This window comes from Bradyrhizobium sp. USDA 10063, assembly GCF_054063735.1.
On sequence record NZ_JBSSGP010000002.1, the window covers coordinates 5,548,124 to 5,565,733 of the forward strand.

General features: G+C 62.9%; 15 protein-coding genes. 6 read left to right on the forward strand and 9 right to left on the reverse strand.

Features of this window, described 5'->3' with window-relative positions:
* Positions 1-2 precede the first annotated feature (2 nt).
* Positions 3-887, reverse strand: a complete 885-nt coding sequence (locus tag ACVJGD_RS28390) for a hypothetical protein (protein WP_456637331.1) — start codon at positions 885-887, stop codon at positions 3-5.
* A 4-nt stretch (positions 888-891) separates the two neighbouring features.
* Positions 892-2,253: an MBOAT family O-acyltransferase gene (locus ACVJGD_RS28395; protein ID WP_456637332.1), complete on the reverse strand. Its 1,362-nt coding sequence runs from the start codon at positions 2,251-2,253 to the stop codon at positions 892-894.
* Positions 2,254-2,435: 182 nt separating this feature from the next.
* Here ACVJGD_RS28395 and ACVJGD_RS28400 point away from each other — a divergent pair, with 182 nt between their 5' ends.
* The 4 genes from ACVJGD_RS28400 (at position 2,436) to ACVJGD_RS28415 (ending at position 6,135) form a co-directional block, all read left to right on the forward strand.
* Positions 2,436-3,353 (forward strand): pirin family protein, encoded by a 918-nt coding sequence (locus tag ACVJGD_RS28400; RefSeq protein ID WP_456637333.1) that lies wholly within the window; start codon positions 2,436-2,438, stop codon positions 3,351-3,353.
* 64 nt (positions 3,354-3,417) lie between these two features.
* On the forward strand, positions 3,418-4,332 hold the full coding sequence (locus tag ACVJGD_RS28405) for a phosphoribosylaminoimidazolesuccinocarboxamide synthase (RefSeq protein WP_456637334.1): 915 nt from the start codon (positions 3,418-3,420) through the stop codon (positions 4,330-4,332).
* Between the two features lie 193 nt (positions 4,333-4,525).
* Entirely contained in the window at positions 4,526-5,320 is a 795-nt protein-coding gene (locus ACVJGD_RS28410; protein ID WP_456637335.1) for a crotonase/enoyl-CoA hydratase family protein, read from the forward strand.
* A gap of 260 nt (positions 5,321-5,580) precedes the next feature.
* Positions 5,581-6,135: a hypothetical protein gene (locus ACVJGD_RS28415; RefSeq protein ID WP_456637336.1), complete on the forward strand. Its 555-nt coding sequence runs from the start codon at positions 5,581-5,583 to the stop codon at positions 6,133-6,135.
* Positions 6,136-6,249: 114 nt separating this feature from the next.
* Here the strand turns inward: ACVJGD_RS28415 and ftsZ are convergent, their stop codons facing one another.
* The 4 genes from ftsZ to ACVJGD_RS28435 form a co-directional block, all read right to left on the reverse strand.
* On the reverse strand, positions 6,250-7,512 hold the full coding sequence (ftsZ, locus tag ACVJGD_RS28420) for a cell division protein FtsZ (RefSeq protein WP_456637337.1): 1,263 nt from the start codon (positions 7,510-7,512) through the stop codon (positions 6,250-6,252).
* Positions 7,513-8,391: 879 nt separating this feature from the next.
* Positions 8,392-8,583 carry a DUF7660 family protein gene (locus ACVJGD_RS28425; protein WP_456637338.1) on the reverse strand — a complete coding sequence of 64 codons (192 nt, stop codon included), beginning with the start codon at positions 8,581-8,583 and terminating at the stop codon, positions 8,392-8,394.
* Positions 8,584-8,733: 150 nt separating this feature from the next.
* Positions 8,734-9,597: a class I SAM-dependent methyltransferase gene (locus ACVJGD_RS28430; RefSeq protein WP_456637339.1), complete on the reverse strand. Its 864-nt coding sequence runs from the start codon at positions 9,595-9,597 to the stop codon at positions 8,734-8,736.
* A gap of 198 nt (positions 9,598-9,795) precedes the next feature.
* The gene (locus tag ACVJGD_RS28435; protein ID WP_456637340.1) at positions 9,796-10,689 is read right to left on the reverse strand and encodes an NAD(P)/FAD-dependent oxidoreductase; all 894 of its coding nucleotides are present in this window, start codon (positions 10,687-10,689) and stop codon (positions 9,796-9,798) included.
* Positions 10,690-10,804: 115 nt separating this feature from the next.
* Here ACVJGD_RS28435 and ACVJGD_RS28440 point away from each other — a divergent pair, with 115 nt between their 5' ends.
* Complete coding sequence (locus ACVJGD_RS28440) at positions 10,805-11,488, forward strand: TetR/AcrR family transcriptional regulator (protein WP_456637341.1); 684 nt, start codon at positions 10,805-10,807, stop codon at positions 11,486-11,488.
* Between the two features lie 686 nt (positions 11,489-12,174).
* Here ACVJGD_RS28440 and ACVJGD_RS28445 read toward each other — a convergent pair.
* Both ACVJGD_RS28445 and ACVJGD_RS28450 read right to left on the reverse strand, forming a co-directional pair.
* Positions 12,175-13,671: an NAD-dependent succinate-semialdehyde dehydrogenase gene (locus ACVJGD_RS28445; protein WP_456637342.1), complete on the reverse strand. Its 1,497-nt coding sequence runs from the start codon at positions 13,669-13,671 to the stop codon at positions 12,175-12,177.
* A gap of 217 nt (positions 13,672-13,888) precedes the next feature.
* The gene (locus ACVJGD_RS28450; RefSeq protein WP_454615726.1) at positions 13,889-14,209 is read right to left on the reverse strand and encodes a hypothetical protein; all 321 of its coding nucleotides are present in this window, start codon (positions 14,207-14,209) and stop codon (positions 13,889-13,891) included.
* Between the two features lie 293 nt (positions 14,210-14,502).
* Between ACVJGD_RS28450 and ACVJGD_RS28455 the strand changes: the two genes are divergently transcribed.
* Positions 14,503-15,696: a serine hydrolase domain-containing protein gene (locus ACVJGD_RS28455; RefSeq protein WP_456637343.1), complete on the forward strand. Its 1,194-nt coding sequence runs from the start codon at positions 14,503-14,505 to the stop codon at positions 15,694-15,696.
* An 825-nt stretch (positions 15,697-16,521) separates the two neighbouring features.
* On the opposite strand, the gene ACVJGD_RS28460 is transcribed toward ACVJGD_RS28455, so the two are convergent.
* Positions 16,522-17,523 (reverse strand): adenosine kinase, encoded by a 1,002-nt coding sequence (locus tag ACVJGD_RS28460; protein WP_456637344.1) that lies wholly within the window; start codon positions 17,521-17,523, stop codon positions 16,522-16,524.
* Positions 17,524-17,610 lie beyond the last annotated feature (87 nt).

Consider the following 17,610-nt stretch of genomic DNA (forward strand, 5'->3'; position numbering starts at 1 on the left):
CCTCAAAAGCCGACCTGCTTGAAGCGCTTATCCAGGTAGCGGGTCACCAGCACCGCCGACCGCGCGTCCAGGTGCACGCCGTCATCCCATCGCAGTTCGTTGCGGTCGACGTCGATCGGCAGCCAGCGGCCTTGATCCGGGAATGCGCGGTGGACGATCTCGCGCGTGGTCCTGACATAGAGCGATGTCTCGATTGGAGGGGCGTAGGGCATTTCCATCAGCAGCACACGGGCGCCGCGCTTTTCCAGCACCTCGATCAGGTGAGCGATCGTCTCGACATTGACCTTGGCGGCGACGCTCGGGTCCTCGGACTCCATCTGTCCGATCGCCCGCTCCAGATAGACGCGGTTGTCGAAATTGCCGGGCGGCTGCGCAAGCAGGCTTTTCAGCCGCGCCGCGATCTGGGCGTGGGTGAGCGGGGCATGCACCCGGTTCTCGTACGCCGCAACGGCGGCCCGGATCGGGCGTAGGAACAGCGCCTCGTCCCCCTCCTTGGTGGAGAAGCGATTCACCAGCTCCGTATCCGGTGCGCGGGACAAGATGTTGATCTCGACGACGATCAGCTTGGGGAGCTGCCGCTGGCTGGCTAGGATCTCGAGCGCCGTGACGGGCGAGCCGCCGGCGAACGCCAGATTGCTCACGCGCGGCGTTTCGAAATATTCCTCCCTGAGCCGGAAGGTCAGCGAGCTGCCTACCAGCACGACGTCGGGAACGGGATTGTCGACATAGCGGTTCATGGTGACGAGCGCGCCGTCGCGCGCCGTCGTCGCCGGCAATTGCAACGTGTGTCCGAACCGCGCGGTCGCAATGCCGCAGGCGAGCAGAAGCAGCGCTGCCGCAGCGGCGCTCTTGATCAACCAGGCGGTGGGGGTCGGCTGCTTGTCCATGCGATCAGAACTGGAAATAGATGAAGGCGCTCTCAGGACCCGCCTCCAGATAGGCAAGCGCGATTAGCGCACCGTAGACATATGGCTCCCACCGCATCAGCGCGGTCTCGAACAGCGATGCGATGCGCATATGCTGCAGCAGCACCGGAAGCGCGTAGAGCAGCGCGAGATTATAGAACAATTTTGGCGGATTCGGATTGGTGGTCGGCGTGAACATGCCGGTGAGATAGCTGAGCGCATGCTCGAAGTTCGGCAGCTTGAAGAAGATCCAGGCCATGGTGACGCAGAAGAACACCACCCCCATCCGCAGCAGGCGCAGCGGCACGGAATCGATCTTCTGCAGCACATGCAGGAACGGCCGCTCGATCACCAGGAACAGCCCGTGCAGCACGCCCCATGCCAGATAGCTGAACCCCGCGCCGTGCCAGAGGCCGCCCAGCCCCATCACGATCATCAGGTTGAGATAGGTCCTGACACGTCCATGCCGGTTGCCCCCCAAGGGGATGTAGAGATAGGTGCGCAGCCAGGTTGACAGCGAGATGTGCCACCGGGTCCAGAATTCCGAAAACGACAGCGACGTATAGGGCAGGTCGAAATTGATCGGCAGACGATAGCCGAACAGAAGCGCAAGCCCGATCGCGATCGCCGAATAGCCGAAGAAGTCGGCATAGATCTGGTAGCCATAGAGGAAGACGAGCAGCCAGCGGTCCTGGGTTTGCAGCGTCTCGTAGAGCGGGAAGTCCATATAGGCCGTCATCTCGTTGAGATTGTTGGCCACAAAGAGCTTGAAGAAGAAGCCCGCGATGATCCATTTCGCGGCCTCGACGAACGGCACGTCGGCGACCTGCTTCGGCTGAATTTGCGGCATGAACATGCCGGCGCGCGTGATCGGCCCGGAGACGAGCTGCGGAAAGAAGATGATGTAGAGGAAGACGTCGGCAAGCGGCGGCCGCAATGCCTTGCTGCGGGTGAGGTCGACCAGGAGGCTGATATTGTGGAAGACGAAAAAGGAAATGCCGATCGGTAGCGGCAGCTTCAAGAGGAAGTCGATCGCCGCATTGTCGACCAGCACCGGCGCCTTCGGATCGAGGAACAGGAATTTGTATTTGAAGAAGGCGAGCAGCGCGAGGTTGAAGACGATGCCGGCCGGCAGCCAGCGGCGGTCGCGCAGCGAGAGCGCCAGGAACAGATAGGTCCCGCCGACCGCGACTGCGAGCAACGGCAACAGCTCGGGCTGACCGTATCCATAGAAGAACAGGCTCGCCACCACCAGGAGCTGGACCTGGAACCGCCGGAACGGCGGGAGGTAGTAGGCCACAAATACGATCGCGGCAAACAGGCCGAATTGCCACGACGTGAAGGTCATGTCCTGATGGTCTCGCGGGAACCCTGAGCCTTATGCCATGCCCTAATGCCGATTCGTGAGTCAAGCCACGATGACGCGCGAGCAAGAGACACCAATCCCTCGCCGGTGGGATGGCCGGGATGATGGCGTGCAGGCGGCGGATTCCTGCTATTATTGCGGCGACGAAATCAGGAGTCCCCCTCATGAGCTGGCTACCCTCCAACGATCCGATCCTCGGCGATCCCAAGACCTGCGACGCGCTGGAGCTCGTCATCGTGCCGCGCACCCGCGATCTCGGTGACGGCTTTGCCGTGCGGCGGGCGCTGCCCCATGGCAAGCGGCAGATGGTCGGCCCCTTCATCTTCTTCGACCATTTCGGGCCGGTGCAGTTTCTCGCCGGCAAGGGCATGGATGTGCGGCCGCATCCGCATATCGGGCTAGCCACCGTCACCTATCTGTTCGACGGCAGCATCATGCACCGTGACAGCGAGGGCAACATCCAGGAGATCCAGCCCGGCGCGATGAACCTGATGACCGCGGGCCGCGGCATCGCGCATTCCGAGCGCACGCCGGACGTGCAGCGCCGCGACGGCCAGAAGATGCTGGGCCTGCAGAGCTGGATCGCGCTGCCTCAGGCCAAGGAGGAGATCGCGCCCTCGTTCCAGCATTATGCCGCCGGCGACCTGCCGATGATCAGCGAACGCGGCTTCACCGCGCGCGTCATCGCGGGCTCATCGTTCGGCATCTCCTCGCCGGTCGAGATGGTCTCGCCCTGGTTCTACACCGAGGTCACCGCAGAGGCCGGCACCAGCGTGCCGCTCGATCCCGATCACGAGGAGCGCGCGATCTATCTCGTCGATGGCGAGGTCGAGATCGCCAATGAGCGCTACGAAGGCCCGCGCCTCCTGATCTTCCGGCCCGGCGACCGCATCACGGTGAAGGCGCTGCAGCCCACGCGCATGATGTTTTTGGGCGGTGACGCGCTGGAAGGTCCGCGCCATATCTGGTGGAATTTCGTCTCGTCCAGCAAGGAGCGGATCGAAGAGGCCAAACAGGACTGGAAAACCGGGCGTTTCGCAGCCGTCCCGCAGGAACATGAGTTCATTCCGCTGCCGGAGTGAGCTATCTCCTCGTCCCTTTCGTCGCCCGCAATCTCGCGGGCGGCCGCTTTGAAGGTCTGATCCCATGAATGCGATGCGCGCCAGCGACCTGCCCTTGCCACGGATCGGCCGCGGCAAGGTCCGCGATATCTATGCCGTCGGCGACGACCGCGTGCTGCTCTTGACCACCGACCGCATCAGCGCGTTCGACGTGGTGATGGCCGAGACCATCCCGATGAAGGGCGCGGTACTGACCCAGATCAGCGCGTGGTGGTTTCGCCAGCTCGAAAGCACCGTGCCGCATCACATGATCAGCGCCGATGCTGAGGAGATCATCCGCGAGGTGCCTGCGCTGAAGGAGCATCGCGAAGAGATCGCAGGCCGCGCGATGCTGTGCCGGCGCACCCTCGTCTTCCCGATCGAATGCGTGATCCGCGGCTACATCTCCGGCTCGGCCTGGAAGGAATATGCCGCGCACGGCACGCTAGCCGGCGAAAAGCTGCCGGCAGGCCTGGTCGAGAGCGCCAAGCTGGAGCCTGCGATCTTCAGCCCGGCGACCAAGGCCGAGACCGGGCATGACGAGAACATCACCGTGGCCCGCGTGCGCCAAATCGTCGGAGGCGAAGTTGCCGACACGTTGGAGCGGATGGCGCGCACGGTCTATGCCTATGGCGAAAAGGTGAGCCGCGAGCGCGGCATCATCATCGCCGACACCAAGTTCGAATTCGGTCGCGACCAGGATGGACGGATCATCCTGATCGACGAGGTGATGACGCCGGACTCCTCGCGCTTCTGGGCAGTCGATGTCTACAGGCCGGGCCAACCGCAGCCGAGCTTCGACAAGCAGCCGCTGCGCGACTACCTCGACGCCGAGCGCCGCGCCGGCCGCTGGAACGGCGAGGCGCCGGCGCCGCCGTTGCCGGCCAGCGTGGTGGAGGCGACCAGCAAGCGCTACCTCGAAGCCTATCGCCGCGTGACGGGGTCAGAGCTGAAGATGTAACCCCTCGCCATTGCGAGGTCCACCCCCCGTCATTGCGAGCGCAGCGAAGCAATCCATCTCGTCGCTTGTGGAGGCATGGATTGCTTCGCTGCGCTCGCAATGACGCTTGTGGCACGCGTCGTCGCCGTTGTTGCATCACCCTCGTCTCCAGTGCCAATCTCCTCACCAGATAGAATCCCGGGAGGAGCGAAACATGAGCGAGGCCGACAGTGTGCTTGTCGAACGCGATGGTCCGGTGACCATCGTCTCCATCAACCGCCCGCGTTGCCGCAACGCCGTCGACGGCACCACGGCGCGCAAGCTCTATGACACCTTTCTCGCCTTCGATGCCGATGACAATGCGTCGGTGGCGGTGTTCACCGGCACCGGCGGCACCTTCTGCGCCGGCGCCGACCTGAAGGCGGTTGCCGCAGGCGATCCCGCCCGGAAGCGCGAGATCGGCGGTCACAGCTCGATCGCGCCGATGGGGCCGAGCCGGCTGCGGCTCTCGAAACCGGTCATTGCCGCGGTCGAAGGATTTGCGGTTGCCGGCGGCCTCGAGCTCGCGCTGTGGGCGGACATGCGCGTCGCCGCGGAAGATGCGACGTTCGGTGTTTTCTGCCGGCGGTTCGGCGTGCCGCTGATCGATCTCGGCACCATCCGCCTGCCGCGCCTGATCGGCCATTCCCAGGCCATGGACCTGATCCTCACCGGCCGCGCGGTCGGCGGGCCGGAGGCCCAGCGGATGGGCCTCGCCAATCGCCTGGTGCCCAAGGGCGAGGCCCGCGCGCAGGCGATTGCGCTGGCGAAGGAGATCGCGCGCTTCCCGCAACAATGCCTGCGCGCGGACCGCCTGTCGGCGCTGCGCCAATGGGACCTCGAAGAGGAGGAAGCCATTATCAACGAGATGCGCGGCGGGCTCGAAGTGATCGCGTCAGGCGAAACGCTCGCTGGCGCCGCCCGCTTCGCCTCCGGCGCCGGCCGCCACGGTGCCTTCGGCAGCGAGTGATCTTGTGCCCACCCCGCGCGGCTAAGCCTCGACGCAGTTCAAGCGGGGCTTCCTCGTCCGGTGGACCACCGTTGCATCAGATATGAAAATTAATCACTTGTTAACCATACCGTCGCCTAATGCGAAATGATTTGGAGGGAAATTTAGATCCACCGCCGCGGCGACGCGAACGAAGTCGATGCCTTCGTCGGCCGATCTTACCATTCGTTCGTTTGCCAGGCTGACGGTTCGCGGTACGGCTGTCCTACGCGGAGCAAAAAATGTCCGGAGAGAACGATCTAGTGGACACTCTCAGCCGCGATCTCGATCGCGCGCGCGGAAAACGCGACGCACTTGCATCCGATGTCACGACACTGACGGCTCAGATCGCCGAGATCGAGGCCCGCCTTTCTGAAGAAAGAGAGAGGTGCGAACGCAATCACGTTTTGGGCGAAATCGAAGCGATAAAAAAGCGAATCACGCAAACCGGCAAAGCATTTACACCTGTCATCAGCGAGCTCTGCGAGGCGACCGAGATGGCGGCGGCAGTCGTACCCGAAGCTCGCGAGCTCAATAATTTTCTATCATCCGTCGCGACCGAAGTCGAAGCCGTCATCGATCCCCTGTTGCGCGAACTGGACCGACGCGCGGATGCGGTGCGAGCCGGCCACGCTGCACTGGATCTCCCGCGCCTGGCCAATGAGGCGCCGACCGAGCTGCCAAAAGATAATAATGATCGCCTGCTTCGCTTGCTGCGTCTTCCAGCATGGCTGTCGCGCAGCAATGACGTTGGAAAAAAAGAAGCAGCAGAGAACCCGGGCAGCACAGCAGCGTAAACCGTCGGCGCGCAGCGCACCTCAAAGACCCTCGATGCTCGTGTGACGGACTTTTGCAATCGCGTCGCAGCCGTCTACTTCCGGCACGTGGAAACTTTGGTTCCTGCGACGTCCTCAGGTGGCCTGGCGGCGCAGGAAGGCCGGGATATCGAGAAGGTCTTCCCCGATCAAATTCCGCGCGGGAGAGGAGCGGCCGTACGGATCGACGCCTTGCGGAGCCGCATGGCGCGCATGTTCCGAAATCGGCGTTGCCGGTTGCCCTCCAGGGTGGAGGGTCGTCGGGCGGAGTGGTGGACTCTCTGATTGAGGCGCCGCTGCACCACGCTCGATCCCGTTGACAATGCGACGGTTGTCGTTCCGCAGCCTGCCTGCGAGTTCGGTAAGTGCGCTTTGCGCCGGTTGCGTCCGTTGCGCCGGGCCAAGATTATCGATGCCGGTCGCCACCACCGAGACGCGGACGATGCCTTCCAGGCTTTCGTCGAAAGTGGCGCCGACGATGATGTTGGCGTCCGGGTCGGCCTGTTCGCGAATGCGAGTAGCAGCTTCGTCGACCTCGAACAACGTCAGGTCCTTGCCGCCGGAGATGGAGATTATGAGGCCACTGGCGCGCTTGATCGAGGGGTCCTCGATCAGTGGATTGGAAATCGCGGCCACAGCGGCGTTGAGCACGCGCTTCTCGCCGGAAGCCTCGCCCCTGCCCATCATGGCTTTGCCCTTCTCGCGCATGACCGAGAGAACGTCGGCAAAATCGAGATTGATCAGGCCTTCCTTGACGATCAGGTCGCTGATGCATGCCACGCCCGAGTAAAGCACTTGATCGGCCAGGACGAAGGCATCGGCGAATGTGGTTCTCTCGCTGGCCACCCGGAACAGGTTCTGGTTTGGGATGATCAGCAGCGTGTCAACTGCCTTTAACAGTTCGGCAATACCTGCTTCGGCAACGCGCATGCGGCGCTGACCCTCGAAGTGGAATGGCTTGGTGACGACACCAATGGTGAGAATGCCAAGCTCGCGCGCGGTCCTGGCTATAACAGGTGCTGCCCCAGTGCCCGTACCGCCGCCCATGCCAGCCGTAACAAACACCATGTGCGCGCCGGTCAAATGATCGCGGATAGCATCGGTCGCCTCTTCGGCCGCAGCGCACCCCACTTCAGGCTGCGCGCCGGCGCCAAGACCCCTGGTCACCTGAGTGCCCATCTGGACGATGCGCGTGGCCTTCGACATGCCAAGTGCCTGCGCGTCGGTATTGGCAACGATGAAGTCGACGCCTCTCAGCCCGCTCGCGATCATGTTGTTGACGGCATTGCCGCCGGCGCCGCCGACCCCAAACACGACAACGCGCGCCTTCATCTCCCTGATATCGATGGTATGGGTCATTTTTGCCTCACGTTGCTCCGGCAAGTCGCGAATGAGAGGACACGGATCGGCTATCTACAAGCCCTGCGGTCGCGGCGTATGCTGTATTTTAGCGAGATCAACGCTCATCAGGGCTCTGCCCCATCCGAACGTGAGCGCAGCAAGTCGCGTCGCCTGGCAAGCGAACGAGCAGCCTCTGGCAAGACTGTCAGGCGGGCACCTGGAGCGGCATATGTCAGCGCCTCAACGGACATCGGCTGTTCTCCTAGAACGAACCGGGCGGTAATCGGCTGATGATGACCGGGCGATGACCGCAGGCTAGGCCGCGTTGGTTAACAGATCGTTAGCGGGCGCGTATGATCTGTAACGACCCTCAGCGTCGTAGGTGGGCAAAGCGACTTCACGCACCGTTATTCAAACGGACGCAGGTGGAAGCGTGCCCACCACCGCGAGCGGAATGCGGATGGTGGGCACGCTGCGCTTTGCCCACCCTACGCGACCTCGCGCCGCCGATGTGGGGACACGTTGAAAGCGACTCGGCTAAGTGCTTGAGTTTGCTGATTCCTACATTTTGAAAACGACTCGATCTTGACCTTAAGAACGACTCGATCAGCGGTGCTTTCGTTTTGAAAACGACTCGATCCTGCAAGTCGTTCGAGACGCTGCGGAATTCGCCCCGTTTTTTGTGTCGGCGGGCGCTCGGCCGGCAGCTTCGGCTCAGTCGCTGATAGTCCTGGTTCAAGACGAAGTTGAAAGCCGTATTCGCACGATGTTGCCGGCGATCGCTCGATCGAATTCGCTCCGGCTCGCCAGGGTCAACCGAAGGTGCGTCAGGGCTACTCGTAGATGCTGGCCGCATGCAGCAGTCGAGCAAGGACGGCGTAAGGCATGCTTTCCCGCTCAAGGGGGCTCGGCCCCTTGATGGTCTCGCAGCACAGCTGCGAAAGCTTCGGGATATTGGTCCAGCGTAACCTGCTCCCATTCCTCCGGATGCGCCAGCAAGTGCTCGCGGAGACTCTCCACATAAGCGGAGAGCTCGGACGCATTCGAGGGAGCGGCATCGATAAGCCGGTGACTCATGTCAGCACCCATCTCTTCTGCGTACCCTGACCGATTGGCCAACTAACTAACTCTCTACTCTCCGAGACCGAGACCGCCGGCGAATACGCCCTCATCTGGTCCCGCTGACCGGCCAAAGACGCCCCCCTCCACCGAGCGGGGCGTCTCCCCTGCTAATCGCTATCAGCTTGCGGGATTGCGCGCGGTGACGATCCACGTCGCGCTGTCGATCATCACCGACCGCTCGCCGGGGCGGCCCGCGAAGGCGGCACGAACCGCGGCCGAGGCGCGGGCGCGGATGTCGTCGGGCTGATCAGCAAGCGCGCGCGACAGCGGGCCGACCTCGAACGTCATCTTCACCGCGTCGTCGATCGCCGCGTCCCGCGTCGCGCCCTCGCCAAACGGGACGGAAGCATCGAAGGGCGCGATAGCGATATCGGTGAAGCCGGCCGCCGTCAGGATGCGAGCCACCCGCCCCCGGTCGCCGAACGAGAATGGGCCGGGCGCTTCGGGATCGGGCGGCGCCGTCGGCGGGACGATGCCTTTGATCGCGCCCATCGGCAGGCGCACCCAATCGTTCTCGGCCGCGCCACGCCAGCAGACGAAAGCGACCCGCCCGCCCGGCTGGAGCGCGCGGCGCATATGGGCGAACGCCCCTGTCGGATCGTCGAAGAACATCACCCCGAAACGCGAGAACAGGATGTCGAACGCCCCCTCGGGCAGCTCGGCGCTGCTGGCGTCGGCCACCCGGAACAGGGCCGGCGTATCCAGTGGCGCAAGCGTGCGCGCTCGGGCGATCAGCGGTTCGGATATGTCCACGCCCAGCACCTGGCCTCCCGCGCCGACGCGGGCGGCCAGAGCCAGACTTGACGCGCCCGCGCCGCAGCCGACGTCCAGCACGCGCTCGCCCGTCGCGGGCGCGGCGGCTTCGATCGCGGCCTGGCCGAACACCGCCAGCCTGGCGTCGAGCCGGGCCTGGTGGGCGACCCAGCGCTCCCCGCTTCGGCCATTCCAGTCGGCGACCCGATCGGCATTGTGCTGTGCCATGACATCTCCTTGTTCTGATTCGTTCTTAACTAAGCTGTCCGATGCCAAAGCGCGCATCGTCTCCAGCGATCCCGCCTCCACCAGCGATAAGGCGCCAGACCTGCGTGTGATCGTCTCTGCGTCGAGATCGGTGCCGCCTAGCGCCGGACTTCGAAGGCCAACCGCGCCCTCGGCAACCGGAGAAGGGAATCTGTGCTCTCAAACCACCATCGACTGCTGGGCGAAGATACCCGCCATCGCGCCCTGCGATGATGCCTGGGTGACCGAGGGCAAGAAGGGCGTGGTGAGGTCGCCGGCGGCGTAGATGCCGGGCATGCTGGTTTGGCGGCGCTCGTCGACCTTGAGGGCGATGCCGACGGGCGTATCCACCGTGGCGAGGCCCAGTGATTCATGCAGGCTTGCGGACGGCTTGTTGCGCGGATGCGCGAACAGGATGTCGACCGCGACATTGCGGCCGGTATCGAGCTTGACGGTGGCGATATGGCCCTTGTGATGGGCGATCTCGACGATCCGGCGATCGACGACAGCTATGTTGCGGCGCGCCAGATCGGCCTGGATATCAGGCGGAATGTCGTGACCATCGGCAAAGACAGTCAACGTGTCGGTCCAATCGTGGAACAGCCTGACCTGATTGTGCGACTGCGGGCCGGACCAGACGAGGCCCCAATGCTGGCCGGCGACTTCAAAGCCGTCGCAATAGGGGCAGGGCACGATGGACGTGCCCCAGCCTTCGGCAAAGCCCGGAATATCAGGCATCTGGTCGGCGACGCCATAGCTCAGGATCAGGCGGCGCGCCCCAAGGCTTTCACCATCGCCAGTGAGGACGGAAAAATCGTCAATGGTGCCGGAGATGCTGTCGGCCCGGGCATTGACCAGCCTGATCGTGGGATAACGCGCCAGCTGCTGCCGCGCCTCGGCCAGGATGTCCAGCGGTGGCTTGTGATCGTGGCCGAGCAGACCATGCGAGTGGCCGGCGAAGCGGTTGCGCGGCAGGCCGGTATCGAGAACGGTGACCTTGCGCCGGGCACGGCCGAGCTGCAGGGCGCCGGCGAGCCCGGCAAAGCTGCCGCCGATGATGATGACGTCATCCATGGTGATGGGCTCCGTTTGGAGGACAGGTCGAAACCTACCCATTGGCTTGCACATTTCAGATACTACATGGTATCGTAATGTAAAAATTAGAATACTGTCAAGTACTGGAATTGTCGTGACCGAAAACAGCCAGGGCCGTCGCGGCCGGCCCGCCAACGAGGCGCTTGGCCAAACGATCGTCGACGCCGCGTGCGAACTCTTTGTGGAATTGGGTTTTCAAGCGACGACATTGGACAAGGTCGCCCAGCGGGCGAAGATATCCAAGCTCAGCATCTACAGGCACTTCGAGAACAAGGAGGCGCTGTTCAGCGCGGCCATCGCGGCCGGCTGCCATCAGTTGTTCGCACCACAGGCCCTTCTTGAAGGCGTCGACGGTTCGGTCGAAGATCAGCTCATGGCGGTGGGATCATCACTGCTTCGCACGCTGTTGAGATCAGACGTCCGCAGTGTCGAAGCCATGGTCATGGCCGACAAGACGAATCAAAACTCGTTAAGCAAGCTTCATTACGAAGCCGGCCCCGCCCATGTCATCGCCCAAATCGAGGCCCTGTTGCGTCAGTTGCACGCGAAGGCGGTTCTGAACGTGCCCGATCCTCTCCGGTCCGCCCGCTTGTTTGCCGCGCTTTTCAAAGGATCCGATCTCCTGATGATCGCACGCTTCGATCAGGCGAGAGCAGAGGACGACAACGAAATCGAATCCTATTGCCGGTCGGCCGTCGCCATGTTCATCGCAGCGCACGGTGGCAACGACCACGTGGGCGGATATTTGCCTGCCCCAAGGTCAAAAAACAAAATTTGAATCGTGCGTGACCGATGTTGTCAAAATAACCGAGACCGGTTTGAAAATCATGGAGGCTGAAGAGCTTTCGATTGGCGACGAGATCGCGGAAAAATACGCTTGTTGAACTATCGGTTGCGATACCAGTCCGCACGATGGTTCCCGCGCGCCCACCCGCTCTTGTCAGTTGGGAAAATAGCTCCGCAAATAATGCGTATGTGTTCACGTCGCCGGCGCCACTCAGCGGGAATCGATCTGTCTTGAGTACAAACACGCTGGCAGCTTCGGACGCGCGTTTCGGCATTACGGTGACAGTGCACAAAACATCCCATCAAGCGGAAGCGGCGAACCCTCGGCAGCGCATTTCCCCGAATCCAGTCCGCCTTCGCCCTGCGGGCTTCGGCTTGACAGCCTTCGTTCGCTTCGCTGGGAGTTCGTGGCACGGCTTGCCAGCCGGAGCTCGCGAAGCGACGCTAGGACCGAAAAAGACCCCCCTCGGCTCTTTCGCGCTCAGAATCGGTACGGAAAAAATCCGGGCGGATTTGGCGAATCAAATCAGCGGATTACGAAATCGAGTCACTCTTAAAGGCGGCAATCGAGTCAGTCTTATAGAGGAATCGAGTCACTCTTTCGGTGTCCGCACACACCGACTCGTTCTTACAGCGCGATCGACTCGTTCTTAACGTGTCGGCATAACGGTCGCGCGGCTACACTCCCGCCATCATCACGTATTTGATCTCGACATATTCTTCCATGCCGTGATGCGAGCCTTCGCGGCCGAGGCCGCTCTGCTTGACGCCGCCGAACGGCGCGACTTCGGTCGTGATCAGGCCGGTGTTGACGCCGACCATGCCTGATTCCAGCGCCTCGGCGACGCGCCACACCCGCCCGAGGTCGCGTGAATAGAAGTACGATGCGAGGCCGAACGGCGACTTGTTGCACATCGCGATCACGTCGGCTTCATCCTTGAAGCGGATCACCGGCGCGAGCGGGCCGAAGGTCTCCTCCTGAGACACCAGCGCATCCGCCTTGACGTCGGAGAGCACCGTCGGCTCGAAGAAGGTGCGGCCGAGCGAGTGGCGCTTGCCGCCGGTGACGACCTTGGCGCCGCCCTTCACCGCGTCAGCAATGTGCCGCTCGACCTTCTCGATCGCTTCCATGTTGATCAGCGGCCCCTGCACCACGCCCTGCTCGGTGCCGTCGCCGATCTTCATCGCGGCAACCTTCTCGGAGAGCTTCTGCACGAACTCGTCGTAGATCTTGTCCTGGGCATAGAGACGGTTGGCGCAGACGCAGGTCTGGCCCATGTTGCGGTATTTCGAGACGATCGCGCCTTCGACCGCGGCATCGATGTCGGCGTCATCGAACACCACGAAGGGCGCGTTGCCGCCGAGTTCCAGCCCGAGCTTCTTCACGCCGACCGACGCCTGCCGGTACAGGATCTTGCCGACCTCGGTCGAGCCGGTGAAGCCGACGAAGCGCACGGCAGGGTGCTCACACAGGACCTTGCCGATCGGCGGCGCATCGCCGGTGATGATGTTGAACACGCCCTTCGGCACACCCGCCTTCTCCGCCAGCGCCGCCAGCGCCAGCGCCGACAAAGGCGTCTCATTGGCAGGCTTCAGCACCACGGTGCAGCCGGCGGCGAGCGCGGGCGAAACCTTGCGGGTGATCATCGAGTTCGGGAAGTTCCACGGCGTGATCGCGCCGCAGACGCCGATCGGCTGCTTGATCGCGAGCAGCCGCGCATCCGGCCGCTGGGTCGGGATGGTCTCGCCATAGACCCGGCGGGCTTCCTCGGCGAAAAACTCGACATAGGCGCCGCCGATATCGACCTCGCCGAGCGCCTCGGCCAGCGGCTTGCCCTGTTCCGAGGTCAGGATCAACGCCAGATCCTCGCGGTTGGCGATGATCAGCTCGAACCATTTGCGCAGGATGTTTGAACGCTGCTTGGCCGTCAGCTTGGCCCAGGCCGGGAACGCGCGTTCCGCGGCCTCGACCGCCTTGGTGGCGTCTTCGGCGCTCATCTGCGCGATCTTCACCAGTTCGGCGCCGGTGGCCGGATTGTTCACGGAGAACACGGGTGTGCCGACCCAGGAACCATCGATGTAGCAGCGGTCACGCAGCAGCGAGGGATCTTTCAGGCGATCGCGAAGCGAGGTCGCTGAGGGCTCTGAAGCGCGTGCGGCAACGGGCGGATTCATGGCGTTACTCCTGAAATTTTCTGGACTTGTCGCCCAAAGATAAGTCGAAACCCGGCGCAATGCATCGTCCGCCGACCGCGGACGCGTCAAGCAATTTTATGGGGTCGGCAGCCGGCTAGAGCGTTTTCGAGCGAAGCGGACGCCGGTTCGCGTGAAGAAAACGCGTCAAAACAAGAATCTCTAGAGCATCGGTTCTGATTCAATCAGAACCGATGCTCTAGGCTGCGCCGCTCAGATAGGTTTCGCGACGCCCGATCATGCGCTCAGCCGCCGCCTTGGCATCGGCCTTCGAAGACGTCGCGCAGGTGCGGTATTCGAGATCCGGCAACTTGGCCGGGTCGCGGCGGCCGAACCACGACCTCGGCGCGACCTGCAATAGCGCCAGCGCCTGTGCGACATTGTCGACCGCCTCGAAGGAATGCAGCGCGCCGGTGCCGGCGTAGCGCACCTCATAAAGGCCGGGGCTGATCGGGGCTTCGATGTTCTCGCCGCGGCCGGGCCGGGGATACCGTTTCCACTCACTCCAGGTCGAGATCATCGCCACATCCTTAAGCCACTCCGAAAGCAACCATTTGCCTCAAAACATTCGGTCCAGAAGCACGGTTTGCCTTGGAATTAGAATGCGTTGCATGACGAAATCATTGACGGGAATCAATACCAAATCACGTTATCGTGGACGGTTCCTGGTCGTCGTCGAGATCGCCCGCCATCCACCGGCGGGCCGCTGTCGCCGTATTTCCGCTGAAATCAAAATCCGCAAGCAGCCGGCTTGCGGGACGCGCCACACGGTAAGAAGATCAAAGCCCCACAACAACAATCCGGAGGCGCCCCATGCAGAGCAAAGCTCACATCGATCAGCTCCTGCGTCAGAAATGCGACGCGAAGGAAATCCCCGGCGTGGTCGCGATTGCCGCGACCGGCAATGAAGTCATCTACGAGAACGCGTTCGGCAAACGCGATCTCGGCAAAGACGATGCCATGACAACGGACAGCGTGTTCTGGATCGCCTCGATGACCAAGGCGGTGACGAGCGCAGGCGCGATGCAACTGGTCGAGCAGGGCAAGCTTTCGCTGGACGAGCCGATCGGCAAGGTGCTGCCTGATCTTGCTTCACCGCAGGTGCTCGAAGGCTTCGATGCCGACGGCGAACCCAAGCTGCGGCCGGCGAAGAGGCCGATCACGCTGCGCCACCTGATGACCCACACCGCGGGGTTCTGCTACCACATGTGGAACGGTGACATGGGGAAGTATCTCGCGAAAACCGAGCTACCAACCGTTACCACCTGCAAGAATGATGCGCTGAAGTTGCCGCTGGCGTCAGATCCCGGCACGCGCTGGGAATATGGCATCAACATCGATTTCATCGGCAAGGCCGTTGAAGCGGCGAGCGGCAAGCGGCTCGACGCTTACTTGCGCGATCACCTGTTCACCCCGCTCGGCATGAGCGACACCGGCTTCAAGATCACCGATGCCATGCGCCGGCGCCTGGTCGGCATGCATGCGAGAGCCCCCGACGGGACACTGGCGCCGATCCCGTTCGAACTCGAGCAGGAGCCGGAATTCCACATGGGCGGCGGCGGCCTCTACTCGACCGCGGGCGACTACATCAAGTTCACCCGGATGATCCTGAACAAGGGCCGCGGCAACGGCAACCAGGTGCTGAAGCCGGAGACCGTGGCGCTGATGGGCCAGAACCACATGGGCGATCTCAACGTCACCAAGATGGTTTCGGCCGATCTCACTTTGTCCAACCATGTCGATCTCTATCCGGACATGGACAAGAAGTGGGGCCTGAGCTTCCTCATCAACACCGCGAAAACGCCGGAGGGACGCAGCGCCGGCAGCCTCGCCTGGGCAGGGCTCGCCAACACCTACTACTGGATCGATCCGGCGCGCGACGTCACCGGCGTGATCCTGATGCAGCTATTGCCGTTCGGCGACGGCAAATGCCTGGAAGCTTTTGCGGGCTTCGAACGCGGCATCTACGACGGCCTCGATGCCGGCAGCGGCAAAAAGGCGGCGTAGTCCGCCGCCTGCGCGCCACAGTCACCGCCGTCATTCCGGGGCGCGCCTCTTGGCGCGAGCCCGGAAACTATCCGGCCGCAGGCGCAGGTGGAGAAATGGATTCCGGGCTCGTCCTTCGGACGCCCCGGAATGACAGTGCGATTGGCAACATTCCGCTTTCGCCGTCGGGCAAATCAGCACTTATTAATCCGCGCATCTCACCCGAATGAGGGGCGGGTCGCGATCGTCACGAACGTTGCGGTGAGATGCGGTGGACGAGAGTGTTGCGACTGACGAGCGTGGCACTCGCGGACGGCGAAGTCGTGTGGTTCTGGCGCCCCGACGCTGGCGCTAAGTTTTTCGCGCGAACTTTTTTCGCGCGAGAGATGACGGTGGCAAGAAAGCCCGGTCACCGGGAAGAGCACGAAGTAAACCGTAAACCACTGCGCAGGGAAAGCCGGTGTTGCTCCGGTTGACCTGTGGTCCTACCCCCGTGCTTTTTGTTGCACGGGGCCCACGGGTGCAACCGGCACCCGGCTTTCCCTGCGCCCTCTGATTTCGAGAGGGTGAACGAGACGCAAAGCTCGGGCAGTTCGTGCCGCGAGAATACATACTCACATCCCCTCCGCTGTTTGAAATTCGAATCCGAATCTATCCCCGCGTCGTCCCGGGCTTGCGCGCCGCGGCGAAGCCTCTTAGCGTAGCCGGGACCCGGGACCCATAACCACAGGCCCCTGTGATCTGCTCCGCTGCAACCGCTTGCTCACGCCACAACAACGCCCTGTGGTTATGGGTCCCTGCGTTCGCAGGGACGACGGAGAGAGCGGGGACGACGGAGCGAGCAACCTACACCGGCAAGCGGTTCTGCTGCGCCAGCTCCTTCAACGACGCCTGCGGCCGCGCGCCGATGTGCTGGATCACCTCCGCGGCCGCGAGCGCGCCGAGTCGTCCGGCATTCTCGTAGCCGGCATTGCGGACGAGGCCGAACATGAAGCCGGCGGCAAAGAGATCGCCGGCGCCGGTCGTGTCCACCAGTTGCTCGATCGGGAACGCCGGCACGGCCGTGACGCCGTCCTTCGATGCCACCACGCAGCCTTTCTCGCTGCGGGTGACGACGCCGAGTTTCGCATCGACGCGGAACTGCTGCAGCGCGCCGTCGAAATCGGCGGTCTGGTACAACGAGCGCAGTTCGGCTTCATTGGCGAAGACCAGATCGACCGTGCCTTTGCGCATCAGTTCGAGAAATTCGTCGCGGTAGCGATCGACGCAAAACGAGTCGGACAAGGTCAGCGCGACCTGGCGGCCTGCGCCATGCGCGATCGTCGACGCTTTCACGAACGCTTCCTTGGCGCTCGCGGGATCCCAGAGATAGCCCTCGAGATAGACGATGCGGGCAGCCGCGATCTGCGCTTCGTCGATATCGGCCGGCGTCAGATCCTGCGCGGCGCCCAGATAGGTGTTCATGGTGCGCTCGCCGTCCGGCGTCACCAGGATGTAGGAGCAGCCGGTGGCGGGGCCATCGGCGGCAGGCCTGGTCTCGAATGCGACGCCGGCGGCGCGGATGTCATGGGCATAGAGGCGGCCAATCTGATCGTCCTTGATCTTGCCGACATAGGCGGCGCGGGCGCCGAAATTGGCGACACCAACGATGGTATTGGCCGCCGAGCCCCCGGACATTTCGGTCGCCGGGCCCATGTCCTGGTAGATCGCGCCGGCACGGGCTTCGTCGATCAGCGACATACTGCCCTTGGTCATACCATGACGACTGAGGAACGCTTCGTCGGTCCTGACAAGGACGTCGAAAATCGCGTTGCCGATCCCGAGAACGTCATATTTTGCTTCGGCCATTATCCACCCTTCCGGCGATTACGAAGGCTGCGCCCTACCAGATCAACATGGCGCCAGCAAGCCAAGCGGCTGTTATATAGAAGTCAC

Coding starts and splice junctions, on each gene's coding strand:
- ACVJGD_RS28390 (WP_456637331.1), bottom strand. CDS start 887: ATGGACAAGCAGCCGACCCCCACCGCCTGGTTGATCAAGAGCGCCGCT.
- ACVJGD_RS28395 (WP_456637332.1), bottom strand. CDS start 2,253: ATGACCTTCACGTCGTGGCAATTCGGCCTGTTTGCCGCGATCGTATTT.
- ACVJGD_RS28400 (WP_456637333.1), top strand. CDS start 2,436: ATGAGCTGGCTACCCTCCAACGATCCGATCCTCGGCGATCCCAAGACC.
- ACVJGD_RS28405 (WP_456637334.1), top strand. CDS start 3,418: ATGAATGCGATGCGCGCCAGCGACCTGCCCTTGCCACGGATCGGCCGC.
- ACVJGD_RS28410 (WP_456637335.1), top strand. CDS start 4,526: ATGAGCGAGGCCGACAGTGTGCTTGTCGAACGCGATGGTCCGGTGACC.
- ACVJGD_RS28415 (WP_456637336.1), top strand. CDS start 5,581: ATGTCCGGAGAGAACGATCTAGTGGACACTCTCAGCCGCGATCTCGAT.
- ftsZ (WP_456637337.1), bottom strand. CDS start 7,512: ATGACCCATACCATCGATATCAGGGAGATGAAGGCGCGCGTTGTCGTG.
- ACVJGD_RS28425 (WP_456637338.1), bottom strand. CDS start 8,583: ATGGGTGCTGACATGAGTCACCGGCTTATCGATGCCGCTCCCTCGAAT.
- ACVJGD_RS28430 (WP_456637339.1), bottom strand. CDS start 9,597: ATGGCACAGCACAATGCCGATCGGGTCGCCGACTGGAATGGCCGAAGC.
- ACVJGD_RS28435 (WP_456637340.1), bottom strand. CDS start 10,689: ATGGATGACGTCATCATCATCGGCGGCAGCTTTGCCGGGCTCGCCGGC.
- ACVJGD_RS28445 (WP_456637342.1), bottom strand. CDS start 13,671: ATGAATCCGCCCGTTGCCGCACGCGCTTCAGAGCCCTCAGCGACCTCG.
- ACVJGD_RS28450 (WP_454615726.1), bottom strand. CDS start 14,209: ATGATCTCGACCTGGAGTGAGTGGAAACGGTATCCCCGGCCCGGCCGC.
- ACVJGD_RS28455 (WP_456637343.1), top strand. CDS start 14,503: ATGCAGAGCAAAGCTCACATCGATCAGCTCCTGCGTCAGAAATGCGAC.
- ACVJGD_RS28460 (WP_456637344.1), bottom strand. CDS start 17,523: ATGGCCGAAGCAAAATATGACGTTCTCGGGATCGGCAACGCGATTTTC.